Consider the following 14,026-nt stretch of genomic DNA (forward strand, 5'->3'; position numbering starts at 1 on the left):
GGGCAGGCTGGCGGTGCGGGGGCGGGGCGGGCCCTAGGCTGGGGGTTTCGGGTAAATCAGTGATGCCATCGACCGGGAGGACCCCCGTGCGGTACCACAATTCGATCATCGAGCTGGTCGGCGACACCCCGTTGGTGAAGCTCAACAAGGTCACCGAGGGGATCAGCGCCACCGTGCTGGCGAAGGTCGAGTACTTCAATCCGGGCGGTTCGGTGAAGGACCGGATCGCCATGCGGATGATCGAGGCGGCGGAGGCTTCCGGGGCGCTCAAGCCCGGCGGCACCATCGTCGAGCCCACCAGCGGCAACACCGGGGTGGGGCTGGCGATCGTGGCCCAGCAGAAGGGCTACAAGTGCATCTTCGTCTGCCCGGACAAGGTGTCCACGGACAAGATCAACACCCTGCGGGCGTACGGCGCGGAGGTCGTGGTCTGCCCGACCGCGGTCGCGCCGGAGCACCCGGACTCGTACTACAACGTCTCGGACCGGCTGGTCCGGGAGACCCCGAACGCGTGGAAGCCGGACCAGTACTCCAACCCGGAGAACCCGGCCTCGCACTACCACTCCACCGGACCGGAGCTGTGGGAGCAGACCGAGGGGCGGATCACCCACTTCGTGGCGGGCGTCGGCACCGGCGGGACGATCTCCGGCACCGGCAACTACCTGAAGGAGGTCTCCGGCGGGAAGGTGCAGGTGGTCGGCGCCGACCCGGAGGGCTCGGTGTACTCGGGCGGCACCGGGCGGCCGTACCTGGTGGAGGGCGTCGGCGAGGACTTCTGGCCGACCGCGTACGACCGGCAGGTCGCGGACCGGATCGTCGCGGTCTCCGACAAGGACTCGTTCCAGATGACCCGCCGCCTCGCCAAGGAGGAGGGCCTGCTGGTCGGCGGCTCCTGCGGGATGGCCGTGGTGGCGGCGCTGGAGGTGGCCCGCGAGCTGGGGCCGGACGACGTCGTGGTGGTGCTGCTGCCGGACGGCGGCCGCGGCTACCTGTCGAAGATCTTCAACGACGACTGGATGGCCGACTACGGCTTCCTGCCGACCGCCACCGACGAGGCGCACATCGGCGAGGTGCTGGCCCGCAAGGACGCCATCGAGCACGAGGGCATCCCGCAGTTCGTGCACATGCACCCGGGCGAGACGGTCGCCGAGGCGGTCCGGGTGCTGCGGGACTTCGGCGTCTCGCAGATGCCGGTGGTCTCCGCGGGCGCCGGGCACCCGGACATCATGGCCGGCGAGGTGGTCGGCTCGGTGGTCGAACGGGAGCTGCTGGAGGGCCTGTTCAGCGGGCGGATCCAGCTGACCGACACCCTCGACGGGGTGATGTCGAAGCCGCTGCCGGTGGTCGGCTCCGGCGAGTCGGTGACCAACCTGATGGCGGTGCTGGAGAAGGCCGACGCGGTGGTGGTGCTGGTCGAGGGCAAGCCGCAGGGCATCGTGACCCGGCAGGACCTGCTGGCCTTCCTGACCGCCCGGGCCGGCCACTGACGCCCGCTCAGCCGGCCGCGCCCGCCGTCCGGGTGGGATCCCGGGCCCCGGAACAGTTGGTACTCGGACGTCACAACTGCGCATCACCGGGTTAACACGGGCACGGCATCTTTGAAGCACGGCAAGAACGCCGAAAGCGGTGGCAGCGGAAGGACGGGAGCGGCTCCCCGTCCCCCGCGGCCGCCAGGGACACGACCGGTCGGCCTGACCCGGCCCACTGTGTCCGGACCGTGGGAGGCGTCGTCGTCCCGCCCCTGTTCACCAGGGTGCGGCGGCTCCCGCGGCAAGAGATCGCGCCGCGAGGCGCGGCTCCGCGAGCTCCCGGGTGGGGGAGTCCGAGCGGAGGAGGAAGGGCCGGTCCGGGTTCGCCCGGGCCGGCCCTTCCTCGTGCCCGCGGCCGTTCCGGCCCCGTTCCGCCGCCGTTCACCGTCCGCCCGGGGCTCTGCTCCCGGCTCCGCCCCGGCCTCGTTTCCGGAAGGCTGTGCGAGGCCCTAGGCTCGCTGACATGACCAGCACCGACCTGCCCGAGCAGGACGCCCCGCGCTACGTTCGCCTCACCATCGAGCTGATCGCCGAGATCACCGACGAGGGGGCCCTCAAGGCCGCCGCGCTCACCCAGGTCGCCGAGGACGAGTACCTGGAGGACGACGAGCGGGCCCAGGCCGTCGAGGCGATCGAGGTGGACCCGACCGGTTCGCTCGCCCACTTCGTCGACCCGGTGGCCCTGCTCGGCGACGTCCCCGGCGTGGAGCTCGCCTCCGCGACCTGGGAGTCCGCCAGCACCGACTACGACCCCGACGACGAGAGCTGGGACGAGTACGAGGTGCAGTGACACCCGTCCCACCGCGTTCCACCCCGTGCGAGAGCCCGGTCCGGTACCCCCGGACCGGGCTTTTGTCCGTTCTGCCTCACCCTTGGGTACTCTCGTACGATCTGCACATAAATGCGTGATCTTGGACCGAGGAGCATGGACGTGACCGCACCGGAGAAGCAGGACCGGCCGCGCGGCGGCAACTGGAGCCGGCGCGGGGTGCTCTCCGGGCTGCTGGGGGCCCCCGTCCTGCTGGTCGCGGCCTGTTCGGGGGGCGGCGGGAAGTCCGGGGCGGCGGGTGCTTCCGGCTCGGCTCCGGCCGGGGGCGGGGCGGTCACGGAGAGCCCGTCCACCAGCCCGAAGGCCTCGGTGGCGCAGATCACCGTCAAGCCCGCGGACGGCGCCACCGCCGCGCCGTTCACCGAGCCGGTCACCGTCACCGTGCTGGACGGCACCCTGACCTCGGTGACCGTCACGGACGGGGCGGGCCGGGCGATAGCGGGGCAGCTCGCCGCGGACGGCGCGAGCTGGACCTCCACCGCCAAGTTGTCCAGCGGCAGCACGTACACCGTCGCGGCCGCCGCGGTGGACAAGGACCAGCGCCCGGCCGACGCCAACGCGAGCTTCTCGACCGCCTCCCCGGCCAACACCTTCGTCGGCTACTTCACCCCCGAGGACGGCTCCACCGTCGGCGTCGGCATGCCGGTGTCGATCAACTTCAACAAGTCGATCACCGACCGGAAGGCCGTCCAGCAGGCGATCACCGTGGTCGCCGACCCGCCGGTGGAGATCGTCGGCCACTGGTTCGACTCCACCCGGCTCGACTTCCGCCCGCAGGAGTACTGGGCGAAGGGCACCAAGGTCACCCTCAAGCTGCGGCTCAAGGACGTCGCCGGAGCCAGGGGCGTGTACGGGACGCAGTCCAAGGACGTCACCTTCACCGTCGGCCGCAGCCAGGTCTCCACCGCCGACCTGAAGGCCGACACCCTCACCGTCCGCACCGACGGCCAGGTCACCGCCACCTACCCGGTGATCGGCGGCGCGCCCGAACACCGCACCTGGGGCGGCAAGCTGGTGATCTCGGAGAAGTACCAGCAGACCCGGATGAACTCCAGCACCGTGGGCCTGGGCAGCGAGTACGACATCCCGGACGTGCCGCACGCCCAGCGGCTGACCACCTCGGGCACCTTCATCCACGGCAACTACTGGTCGCCCGCCTCGCAGTTCGGCAACGACAACACCAGCCACGGCTGCATCGCGCTGCAGGACGTCCAGGGCGGCAACGACCCGAGCACCGACGCGGCCGCCTTCTACGCGAGTTCGATGATCGGCGACGTGGTCGAGGTGGTCAATTCCGGCGACCGCACGGTGAATCCCGGAAACGGCCTGAACGGCTGGAACATGGCCTGGGCGGACTGGGTGGCCGGAAGCGCGGTCTGACGGGTCCGCACGGGGACGGGGTTCGGGCACGGACGGATGGGGGCCGTCTGAGAATGTCCTCATCGAATGGTAAAAATATTCGCGTGCGGGGGGACGCGTCATCGTGCTGAGCTTGCCTCCGCGGCAGGGCCGACCGGGCCCGAACCGTCTCCAGTAGCAGGAGCCAAGCCATCAACACCGTCATCCGCCGCCGCACCGTCCGCGCGGGCATAGCCGTCACCACCGGAGCCGTCCTGCTCGGCGGCGGGCTCGCCGCCTGCGGCACCGTCGAGCAGCTGAGCGCCGGTCAGAAGCTGGGCAAGGCGTTCGACAAGCTCGGTGACGCCAGGACCGTCACGGTCGACCTCTCGCTCGACGCCACCTCCTCCCAGCTGGTCGAGTTCGGCAAGGCGACCGGCGACCCGATCGAGAAGCAGGCCGCCGACCTGCTCTCCGACCTGAAGCTGTCCGTGTCGGTCGGCTACGACAAGCCGCTCAAGGACGTCCAGGGCGCCAAGGGCGGCTGCGACACCGCGGGCACCGGGACCGGCGGCCTCCAGGGCGCCTCGGTCGGCTACGCGCTGAACAGCAAGAAGGACGGCAGGACCTACGCCGACATCCGGCTGATCGGCAAGAAGGCCTACTTCAAGGTCGACGTCCGCGGCATCGCGCAGCTCGCGGGCGAGGACAGCTCGGAGTTCGAGTCGGCCCTCGACCAGCTGCCGCCCGCGGCCGCCCCGCTCAAGGACCTGGTCGGCGGCAAGTGGATCTCGGTGGACACCGACAAGTTCGAGGAGTTCTCCCGGCAGATGTCCGGCTCCGCCGGCAAGGGAGCCACCCCGAAGGCCGCCCCCAGCCTCGACCCGTCCGTGCTCAACGGCTTCTGCAACTCGCTCACCGAGGCCCTCTCCGACAACGTCACGCTCGCCGACCTGGGCAAGAGCGGCGACGCGGACGACGTGATCCGGGTCTCCGCGCCCGCCCGCCCGCTGGTCGAGGCGCTGTACACGTCGGTCACCGGCGTCGCCAAGGGCATCCCCGGCTACCCGAAGCTCCCGGCCAAGGGCGACTTCAGCGACGTGCCGGACCGCAAGCTCTCCGCCGACGTGCAGCTCAAGGACGGCCGCCCGCAGGCGATCACCTTCGACATCGCCCAGTTCGCCGACACGTCGGACTGGTCGGCGCACCTCCCGCTGCGGATCAGCATCTCCACCGACGGCGCCGCGCAGAGCGCCCCCACCGGCGCCACCGAACTCGACATGAACGGACTCCAGGAGGCGTTCTCCTCGATGTCCGGCGGAGACCTCGGGGACGGCGCCACCGGCTCCGGCTTCGACCAGGGCCCCGCCGCCCCGCTCACCGAGTCGCAGTACGCCGAACTCCAGCGGCTCGGCATCGACCGGGACACCGCCGAGTCGATGAACCGCAGCGGCTTCGCCTTCGACGAGATCAAGGGCCTCGCCCCCCAGCTGACCTGACGCCTCGTCAACCGCCCCGCACCACCCCGGCCCGCCGCGAGGAACACCCCCGCGGCGGGCCGCGGCGCAGCGCGACGTCCAAAAGCCGCCGGACCGCGGCCCCGCCCCCGCGCAGGCTGGAGGCATGCACACCACCACCACCGGCACCGCGGCCGGGATCGAGACCAGGGCCGTGCCCGCCCCCGTCCTGGACGCGCTGCGCCGCACCGACGACGCCGGGCAGACCCGGACCGCCACCGTCACCGAAGAGGGCGGCGAACCGCTGCGCTGCTGCCTGACCAGGGCCCGGCCCGGCGAGCGGATCACCCTGCTGTCCTACGCGCCGCTGCTGCGCTGGGCCGCCGAGACCGGCTGCGACCCCGGGCCGTACTTGGAGACCGGGCCGGTCTTCGTGCACGCCGAACCGTGCGCCGGCCACCCCGGCGGCTGGCCGGAGGACTTCCACGGCGGCCCCCGGGTGCTGCGCGCCTACGCGGCGGACGGCCGGATCCTCGGCGGCCGGCTCGGCGAGCCCGGCGAACTCCCGTCCCTCGCCGCCGAACTGCTGGCCGACCCGGCGACCGCCGTGCTGCACGTGCGGGCCGTCGAGTTCGGCTGCTTCCTGCACGAAGTCCGGCGCGCGTAGCCGTTGTTCAGGCGCGCGGCTTGGCGTAGTCGGCGTAGCCCTGCCAGTCGAGCATCACGCAGGGCACGTCGCCGAGCACCCAGGCGTCGTGGCCGGGCGGGCAGAGCATGAAGTCGCCCGCGCCGAACTCCGCCGCCTCGCCGTCGTCCATCTCCACCCGGATCCGGCCGGAGATCACGTACCCGGTGTGCGAGGCCCGGCAGCTGTCGGTGCCGGCGATCGGCTTCACGTGCTCCGACCAGCGCCAGCCCGGCTCGAACACCGCCCGGCCGACGCCGCCGGCCGCCAGGTTCACCAGCGCCAGCTGTCCCTTGCCGCCCTCGAACGGGCGGACCTCCTCCGGCTCGTCGAGACTCATCCGCACCAACCCGGCCATCACCGTTCACCTCCGGCCGAGAACGTCCCGCGCTCCGCCGCCGGAGCGCGGCCCATCCCTCCATCCTCGGCACCCGGCGGTCCGGGCGCGACGCGGGACGGCCACCCCGGCCGCCGGACCGCCTCCGTCCCGGGTCGCGCGCCGTGCCCCGGCGCCTCCGTCCCGCGTCGCGCGCCGGGAAGCCCACCCGTCGCACTAGGCTCGGCGGCATGACCGAGCACCAGCTTTCCCACGGCTTCGAGACCCTCGCCATCCACGCGGGCCAGGAAGCGGACCCCCGGACCGGGGCAGTCGTGACGCCGATCTACCAGGTGTCCACCTACAAGCAGGACGGCGTCGGCGGACTGCGCGAGGGCTACGAGTACAGCCGCTCCGCGAACCCGACCCGCACCGCGCTGGAGGAGTGCCTGGCCGCGATCGAGGGCGGCGCGCGCGGCCTCGCCTTCGCCTCCGGGCTGGCCGCCGAGGACACCCTGCTGCGCACCCTGCTCAAGCCCGGCGACCACATCGTCATCCCGAACGACGCCTACGGCGGCACCTTCCGGCTGTTCGCCAAGGTGCTGACCCGCTGGGGCGTCGAGTTCTCCGTCGCCGACACCCATCACCCCGAGAAGGTGCGCGAGGCGATCCGTCCGACCACCCGCGCGGTGTGGGTGGAGACCCCGTCCAACCCGCTGCTCGGCATCACCGACCTCGCCGCGGTCGCCGAGATCGCGCACGCCGCCGGCGCGAAGCTGGTGGTCGACAACACCTTCGCCAGCCCCTACCTGCAGCAGCCGATCTCGTTCGGCGCGGACGTCGTGGTGCACTCCACCACCAAGTACATGGGCGGGCACTCCGACGTGGTCGGCGGCGCCCTGGTGGTGGCCGACCCGGGCCTGGCCGAGGAGGTCGCCTACCACCAGAACGCGATGGGCGCGGTGGCCGGGCCGTTCGACGCCTGGCTGGTGCTGCGCGGCATCAAGACGCTCGGCGTCCGGATGGACCGGCACTCGGAGAACGCCGAGAAGGTCGCCGAACTGCTCGCGGGCCACCCGAAGGTGACGCAGGTGCTCTACCCCGGGCTGCCGACCCACGCCGGGCACGACGTCGCCGCCAAGCAGATGAAGGCGTTCGGCGGCATGGTGTCGTTCCGGGTCGCGGGCGGCGAGCAGGCCGCCGTCGAGGTCTGCAACCGGGCGCAGCTGTTCACCCTGGGCGAGTCGCTGGGCGGCGTGGAGTCGCTGATCGAGCACCCCGGGCGGATGACCCACGCCTCCGCGGCCGGCTCCCCGCTGGAGGTGCCCGCCGACCTGGTGCGGATCTCGGTCGGCATCGAGTCCGCCGCCGACCTGCTGGCCGACCTGGAGCAGGCCCTCGGCTGACGGGCCGTCAAGGACCGGCAGGGCCGGTCACCGGTTCAACGGCGGCCCAGCAGGCCGTCGTTGAACCGGGCCAGCAGCGCGCAGAACACCGCGCGCTCACGGGCCGTCCAGCCCGCCGTCAGCTCGCCGATCAACTCCCGCCGCCGACGTCGTACCTGGGCCAGCCGGCCGGCCCCCAGCGGGGTCAGCGCCAGTTGCACCGCCCGCCGGTCCGCCGGGTACGGCAGCCGCGTCACCAGCCGCTCCCGCAGCAGCGGCGCGGCCTGCCGGGTCACCGTCGAGGAGTCCACCCCGAGCGCCGCCGCCAGCGTCTTCACCTTGGCCGGGCCGGTGGCGGCGAGCTGCTCCAGCAGCAGGAACGAGGCCCGGTCCAGCTCCCCGGCGACACTGATCCGCCGGGCGAACACCGCGACCTGGTAGGGGAGTTGGCCGTCCGGGTCCGGACAGTCGGGGTCGGAGGGCTGATCGGGCGCAGACTGGCTCATCGCGGCTCACGGGGGGTGCGGGCGACTCGTGACCAGCAGCGTACGCGCGCCGGACGGACACCGGAACCACGCGCGCCCCGGGGCTTCGTCCGGGGATCCCCGCCGCACGGGCCCTACGCTGGCCCCCATGCACAGGTGGCCGATCACGGTGGACGACGTCCGGGGCGCGCAGAAGATGCTGGCGGGGGTGGCCCGGGTGACCCCGATGCAGACCAGCCGCCACCTCTCCGGGACGGCCGGCACCCCCGTCCACCTCAAGTGCGAGAACCTGCAGCGCACCGGCTCGTTCAAGCTGCGCGGCGCGTACGTGCGGATCGCCGGGCTCTCCCCGGTCGAGCGGGCCGCCGGGGTGGTCGCCGCCAGCGCCGGCAACCACGCGCAGGGCGTCGCGCTGGCGGCCGCGCTGCTGGGGGTGCGCTCCACCGTCTTCATGCCGGTCGCCGCCCCGCTGCCGAAGGTCGCCGCCACCCGCGAGTACGGCGCCGAGGTCCGGCTGCACGGCGCCAACGTCGACCAGGCGCTGCGGGCCGCCCGCGAGTACGCCGAGGCGACCGGCGCGGTCTTCATCCACCCCTTCGACCACTGGGACGTGATCACCGGTCAGGCCACCGTCGGCCTGGAGATCCTGGAGCAGTGCCCCGAGGTGCGCACCGTGCTGGTCGGCACCGGCGGCGGCGGGCTGCTGGCGGGCGTGGCGATCGCGGTCAAGGCGCTGCGCCCGGACGTCCGGGTGATCGGCGTGCAGGCCGCGGCGGCGGCCGCGTACCCGCCCTCGCTGGCGGCGGGGCGTCCGGTCGCGCTGGAGCGCTTCGCCACCATGGCGGACGGCATCATGGTCGGCCGCCCCGGCGACATCCCGTTCGAGGTGGTGAACGCCCTCGCCGACGGGGTGCTGACGGTCTCCGAGGACGCGCTCTCCCGGGCCCTGCTGGTCGGCCTGGAGCGGCTCAAGCTGGTGGTCGAGCCCGCCGGGGCGGCGCCGATCGCCGCGCTGATGGCGGAGCCCGGCCGGTTCGAGGGCCCGGTGGTGGCGGTGCTCTCCGGCGGCAACATCGACCCGCAGCTGATGCAGCGGGTGCTGCGGCACGGCCTGGCCGCGGCGGGCCGCTACCTGTCGCTGCGGGTCCGGCTGGCCGACAAGCCGGGCGCGCTGGCCGACCTGCTGGGCGTGCTGACCAGGGTGGACGCCAACGTGCTGGACGTCGCGCACGTGCGGATCGACCCGCAGCTGGGCCTGGCCGAGGTCGAGGTGGACCTGCACCTGGAGACCAAGGGCCCCGAGCACTGCGCGGCGGTGATCGGCGAGCTGCGCGAGGACGGGTACGTGGTCAGCCGCTGAGCCGGCGGGCGCCGGCGTGGTGCCGGTGCTGCGTCGGTACCGCGCCGGTGCCGGTGCCGGCGCTCTCCGGGGGATTGTCAGTGGCGGCTGCGAGGCTGTGACCTGTCTCACCTGCGACGCTTGACGCGATATATCGCGAGTGGAAGCATCTTGCGATGTATCGCGAGCTTGCCGCAGGCGGGCCCGGGTAACAAATCGGATGATTTCCTTCCAGAACCGACTCGCATCAGGAGATGAGGCAGCCCCATGGCGGCAGCCATCGAAGCCGAGAACCTGGTCAAGACGTTCGGTGACGTCCGCGCCCTGGACGGCGTGAGCCTGGACGTCCCCGAGGGCACCGTGCTCGGGCTGCTCGGCCCCAACGGCGCGGGCAAGACCACCACCGTCCGCGTCCTGACCACCCTGCTCCAACCCGACTCCGGCCGGGCCACCGTGGCCGGCGTCGACGTCCTCAAGCACCCCAACAAGGTGCGCAGCCTGATCGGCCTGTCCGGCCAGTACGCCGCCGTCGACGAGTACCTCACCGGCCGTGAGAACCTCCAGATGGTCGGCGAGCTCTACCAGATGAGCGCCCGCGACGCGAAGCGCCGGGCCCTCGAACTGCTCGAGTGGTTCAACCTCTCCGAGGCCATGGACCGCACCGCCAAGACCTACTCCGGCGGCATGCGCCGCCGCCTCGACCTGGCCGCCGCCCTGGTCGTCCGGCCCCCGGTGATGTTCCTCGACGAACCCACCACCGGCCTCGACCCGCGCAACCGGCTCGCCCTCTGGGAGGTCATCGAGACCCTGGTCGAACAGGGCACCACCCTGCTGCTCACCACCCAGTACCTGGAGGAGGCCGACCGCCTCGCCCACGACATCGCGGTGGTCGACCACGGCCGGGTGATCGCCCGCGGCACCGCCGACGAGCTCAAGGCCCAGATCGGCGGCGAACGCATCGAGGTGGTCGTCCGCGCCGCCGACCTCGTCCCCGAGGCGGTCGCCGCGCTCACCCCCTACGCCAAGGGCGACCCCACGGTGGAGCGCAACACCCGCCGGATCACCGTCCCGGTCAGCGGCGGCGCCCGGGTGCTCGCCGACGCCATCCGCGAACTGGACGCCCGCTCCATCGAGATCGACGACATCGGCCTGCGCCGCCCCACCCTCGACGACGTCTTCCTCTCCCTCACCGGCCACGCCACCGAGGACGGGACGGGCCCGGACGCCGCGGCCGGAGACGGGGACGACACGCCTGTGGCGGCCGGGAAGGGCCGCCGCGGCCAGGGGAAGGACGCCTGAGATGACACTCGCCGACACCCGGGGCGCCATCGGCGGCGCCCCCGTCACCCCGCGCCGCGGCGTCGCCGCCACCGCCCACGACTCCTGGGTGGTGGCGAAGCGGAACCTGCGTCGCATGACCCGCATTCCCGAGATCGTGGTCTTCGGCCTCATGCAGCCGGTCATGTTCGTGCTGCTGTTCTCGTACGTCATGGGCGGCGCGATCGCCATCCCCGGCGCCCCGACCAACCACCAGACGTACATCGAGTACCTGATGGCCGGCATCTTCGCCCAGACCGTCACCTTCGCGGTGGCCGGCGCCTCGGCCGGCATCGCGGAGGACATGACCAAGGGCCTGGTCGACCGGTTCCGCTCGCTGCCGATGTCCCGGGCCGCCGTGCTCACCGGTCGCACCCTGGCCGACCTGGTGCAGACCGCGTTCACCGTGGTCGTGCTGGCCCTGGTCGCGCTGCTGGTCGGCTGGCGGATCCACGAGGGCTTCCCCAAGGCGCTCGCCGCGTTCGGCCTGCTGCTGCTGCTCGGCTACGCCTTCTCCTGGATCGGCGCGCTGATCGGCCTGTCGGTGCGCAGCCCCGAGGCGGCCACCTCGGCCGGCCTGATCTGGCTGTTCCCGCTGACCTTCGTCTCCAACGCGTTCGTACCGGTCAGCTCGATGCCGAGCTGGCTGCAGCCGATCGCCTGCTGGAACCCGTTCTCCGCCACCGTCCAGGCCTGCCGCAGCCTGTTCGGCAACCCGCTCGGCCCGGTGCCGGACTACTGGCCGATGCACCACCCGGTGCCGGTGTCGGTGGGCTGGTCGCTGGTCATCCTGGCGGTGTTCTCCTGGCTGTCGGTGCGCAAGTACCGCCGCGCCGCGGGCTGAACCGGGCGTCCGAGCACCAGGCCGTCCGGCCGCCAGGCCGCCGGACCGCTCGCCGGATGCACGACGGCCGCTCCCCCCACCCGGGGGAGCGGCCGTCGTCGTGCGTGCGGGCCCTGCGGGTCCTGCGGACCGCGCGTGCCTTGCGGACCGCGCGGGCCCTGCGGGGGGCGGTCAGCCGGAGAACGGCTTGGCGTCGACGATCTTCACGCTGGCCTTCTTGCCGTTCGGCAGCTCGTACTGGGCGTCCTCGCCCACCGACTTGCCGATGATGCCCCGGCCCAGCGGCGACTGCGGGGAGTACACGTCGATGTCGCCGTCGGTGACCTCGCGGGAGGCCAGCAGGAACTCCATGGTGTCGTCCAGGTCGCCGTCGAAGGCGACCTTCACCAGCATGCCCGGGGCCACCACGCCCGAGTCGGCCGGGGCCTCGCCGACCTTCGCGCGCTCCAGCAGCTGGGACAGCTGGCGGATCCGCGCCTCGGTCTTGCCCTGCTCGTCCTTGGCCGCGTGGTAGCCGGCGTTCTCCTTGAGATCGCCCTCCTCGCGTGCGGCCTCGATCTTCTTCGCGATCTCGATGCGCCAGGGCCCGGTCAACTGGTCAAGCTCGGCCTTGAGCTTGTTGTAGTGGTCCTGAGTGAGCCAGGTCACGTCATCGTTGGTCTGGGTCACAGGGTGCTCCTCGTCGGTGCTGGCGCCGCCCCGGGGGTGGACCGGTGGCGGTGGGTCGATTTTCTGGGCAGATGCAAAGCAACGCCCGCTCCCGTGCCGACCGGCGTGGAAGGGGCGAAATCACGAGCCTAACAAGTTCCCGGCCTGGACGGGAGGTCTCCGGGCAGCCCGCCCGCCGGGCCCGGGGCCGCCGCGCGCGGCGACCCCTCCGAAAGGGTGAGCGAGCGGGCCGGGCGGGGCGTCACCCCCGCCGTTACGGGCGGGACGCTGCTCCTCGCTGGGGGCGGCGCTGCTTCTCGTCGCGGGCGGCGCTACTTCCTGCCGGAGGCGGTGCTACTTCTTGCCGGGGGTGCAGCCGAGCAGCTCCGCCGTGGTGCCGCGGGCGGTGGTGCGCAGCGTCACCACCTCGACGTAGCTGCTGCCCGCCGCCGGGACCTGGAAGTCCGACTGGCCGACCACCGCGCCGTCCGCGCCCTGCGAGCGGACCGTGCAGACGCCCGCGGTGCCGTCGCTCTTGCGCACCGAGAGCTGCAGCTGCAGCTCAGTGTCCGACACCGCCTGGAAGGTCGGCACCGTCCCGTTCAGCTTGGTCTCCCGCAGCAGGTACGAGCCGCCCAGCCAGGCGATCAGCCCGAGGAACAGCACGCCGCAGACCACCGCGGCGATCCGCAGCTTGCGGTCGGCGGCCCGGTCGTCGGTCCGGCTGTAGCGGCCGGCCGGCGGGGCGGCCGGGGTCCGGGGCGTAGGGCTGTGGTCCATGGCGGGGCTCGGTCCTTTCGCTGAGGGGCGTTCGTCCTTCGGTGGGAATGGACCGGCCCTTCAGTCCGTCACTATAGGAGGGGCACGTCCGCGCCAGAGGCGGCGGGGGAGCCGGCCCGACGAACCGGACATACCTGTACCTGAAGGGGACCAGGCGTTGAGCGAGCAGTTGCGTTTGATGGCGGTGCACGCGCACCCGGACGACGAGTCCAGCAAGGGCGCCGCCACCATGGCGATGTACGTGTCACAGGAGGTGGAGGTCCTGGTCGCCACGTGCACCGGGGGAGAGCGCGGCTCGATCCTCAACCCCAAGCTCCAGGGCGACCCGTGGGTCGAGGAGAACATCCACGAGGTCCGCCGCAAGGAGATGGACGCCGCCCGGGAGATCCTCGGCGTCCAGCAGGCCTGGCTCGGCTACGTCGACTCGGGCCTGCCCGAGGGCGACCCGCTGCCCCCGCTGCCCGAGGGCTGCTTCGCCCTCGAGGAGGTGGAGGTCGCGGCCGGGGCCCTGGTCAAGCTGATCCGCGAGTTCCGCCCGCACGTGATCACCACGTACGACGAGAACGGCGGCTACCCGCACCCCGACCACATCATGACCCACAAGATCACCATGGCCGCCTTCGACGCCGCCGGGGACCCGGCGGCCTACCCCGAGGCGGGCGAGCCCTGGCAGCCCTCCAAGCTCTACTACAACCACGGCTTCCCGATGGGCCGGATCCGCGCCCTGCACGCCTACCTCAGCGCCAACGGCCACGAGTCCCCCTACGGCGAGTGGATCGAGGGCTGGGAGAAGTCCGGCCGCGCCGAGCGGGAGATCACCACCCGGGTCGAGTGCGGGGACTTCTTCGAGATCCGCGACAAGGCCCTGATCGCCCACGCCACCCAGATCGACCCCGACGGGCCCTGGTTCCGCGTCCCGCTCGACGTCCAGCGCGAGGTCTGGCCCACCGAGGACTACGAACTCGCCAAGTCCCTGGTCGACACCGACCTCCCCGAGACCGACCTCTTCGCCGGCCTCCGCAAGTAACCCCACCCCGTACCACCCCCCGGTGACCCGGCCGCCTTAAGGCCGGG

Annotated in this window: 14 protein-coding genes; 10 read left to right on the top strand and 4 right to left on the bottom strand. The window is 72.5% G+C overall.

Going from position 1 to position 14,026, the window contains the following annotated elements:
* The first annotated feature begins 62 nt into the window (after positions 1–62).
* The 5 genes from IH44_RS0129230 to IH44_RS0129250 all read left to right on the top strand — a co-directional run bounded on the left by IH44_RS0129230 (position 63) and on the right by IH44_RS0129250 (position 5,820).
* Positions 63–1,487 carry a cystathionine beta-synthase gene (locus tag IH44_RS0129230; RefSeq protein WP_369795009.1) on the top strand — a complete coding sequence of 475 codons (1,425 nt, stop codon included), beginning with the start codon at positions 63–65 and terminating at the stop codon, positions 1,485–1,487.
* Between the two features lie 505 nt (positions 1,488–1,992).
* Complete coding sequence (locus IH44_RS0129235) at positions 1,993–2,319, top strand: hypothetical protein (RefSeq protein ID WP_030462761.1); 327 nt, start codon at positions 1,993–1,995, stop codon at positions 2,317–2,319.
* A gap of 135 nt (positions 2,320–2,454) precedes the next feature.
* Positions 2,455–3,738: an Ig-like domain-containing protein gene (locus tag IH44_RS0129240; RefSeq protein ID WP_030462762.1), complete on the top strand. Its 1,284-nt coding sequence runs from the start codon at positions 2,455–2,457 to the stop codon at positions 3,736–3,738.
* 449 nt (positions 3,739–4,187) lie between these two features.
* On the top strand, positions 4,188–5,195 hold the full coding sequence (locus IH44_RS0129245) for a hypothetical protein (RefSeq protein WP_030462763.1): 1,008 nt from the start codon (positions 4,188–4,190) through the stop codon (positions 5,193–5,195).
* 124 nt (positions 5,196–5,319) lie between these two features.
* Positions 5,320–5,820, top strand: a complete 501-nt coding sequence (locus IH44_RS0129250; RefSeq protein ID WP_051817486.1) for a DUF1203 domain-containing protein — start codon at positions 5,320–5,322, stop codon at positions 5,818–5,820.
* A 7-nt stretch (positions 5,821–5,827) separates the two neighbouring features.
* Here the strand turns inward: IH44_RS0129250 and IH44_RS0129255 are convergent, their stop codons facing one another.
* Entirely contained in the window at positions 5,828–6,196 is a 369-nt protein-coding gene (locus IH44_RS0129255) for a cupin domain-containing protein (protein ID WP_030462765.1), read from the bottom strand.
* A 209-nt stretch (positions 6,197–6,405) separates the two neighbouring features.
* On the opposite strand from IH44_RS0129255, the gene IH44_RS0129260 reads away from it, so the two are divergent.
* Positions 6,406–7,560: a cystathionine gamma-synthase gene (locus IH44_RS0129260; protein WP_030462766.1), complete on the top strand. Its 1,155-nt coding sequence runs from the start codon at positions 6,406–6,408 to the stop codon at positions 7,558–7,560.
* A gap of 35 nt (positions 7,561–7,595) precedes the next feature.
* Here IH44_RS0129260 and IH44_RS0129265 read toward each other — a convergent pair whose 3' ends face one another.
* Positions 7,596–8,045 carry a MarR family winged helix-turn-helix transcriptional regulator gene (locus IH44_RS0129265; protein ID WP_030462767.1) on the bottom strand — a complete coding sequence of 150 codons (450 nt, stop codon included), beginning with the start codon at positions 8,043–8,045 and terminating at the stop codon, positions 7,596–7,598.
* Positions 8,046–8,172: 127 nt separating this feature from the next.
* On the opposite strand from IH44_RS0129265, the gene ilvA reads away from it, so the two are divergent.
* The 3 genes from ilvA (at position 8,173) to IH44_RS0129280 (ending at position 11,524) form a co-directional block, all read left to right on the top strand.
* On the top strand, positions 8,173–9,384 hold the full coding sequence (ilvA, locus tag IH44_RS0129270) for a threonine ammonia-lyase (protein WP_030462768.1): 1,212 nt from the start codon (positions 8,173–8,175) through the stop codon (positions 9,382–9,384).
* A 246-nt stretch (positions 9,385–9,630) separates the two neighbouring features.
* Positions 9,631–10,662: a daunorubicin resistance protein DrrA family ABC transporter ATP-binding protein gene (locus IH44_RS0129275; protein ID WP_030462769.1), complete on the top strand. Its 1,032-nt coding sequence runs from the start codon at positions 9,631–9,633 to the stop codon at positions 10,660–10,662.
* 1 nt (position 10,663) lies between these two features.
* The gene (locus IH44_RS0129280) at positions 10,664–11,524 is read left to right on the top strand and encodes an ABC transporter permease (RefSeq protein ID WP_030462770.1); all 861 of its coding nucleotides are present in this window, start codon (positions 10,664–10,666) and stop codon (positions 11,522–11,524) included.
* A gap of 171 nt (positions 11,525–11,695) precedes the next feature.
* Here IH44_RS0129280 and greA read toward each other — a convergent pair whose 3' ends face one another.
* Both greA and IH44_RS0129290 read right to left on the bottom strand, forming a co-directional pair.
* Complete coding sequence (gene greA / locus IH44_RS0129285) at positions 11,696–12,193, bottom strand: transcription elongation factor GreA (protein ID WP_030462771.1); 498 nt, start codon at positions 12,191–12,193, stop codon at positions 11,696–11,698.
* Between the two features lie 333 nt (positions 12,194–12,526).
* Positions 12,527–12,952, bottom strand: coding sequence for a DUF4307 domain-containing protein (locus tag IH44_RS0129290; protein ID WP_030462772.1), 426 nt, complete (start codon positions 12,950–12,952; stop codon positions 12,527–12,529).
* Between the two features lie 157 nt (positions 12,953–13,109).
* Between IH44_RS0129290 and mca the strand changes: the two genes are divergently transcribed.
* Positions 13,110–13,979 carry a mycothiol conjugate amidase Mca gene (mca, locus tag IH44_RS0129295; protein WP_030462773.1) on the top strand — a complete coding sequence of 290 codons (870 nt, stop codon included), beginning with the start codon at positions 13,110–13,112 and terminating at the stop codon, positions 13,977–13,979.
* Positions 13,980–14,026: the final 47 nt, after the last annotated feature.

Source organism: Kitasatospora sp. NRRL B-11411 (assembly GCF_000721345.1).
GTDB classification, from domain to species: Bacteria; Actinomycetota; Actinomycetes; order Streptomycetales; family Streptomycetaceae; genus Kitasatospora; species Kitasatospora cineracea.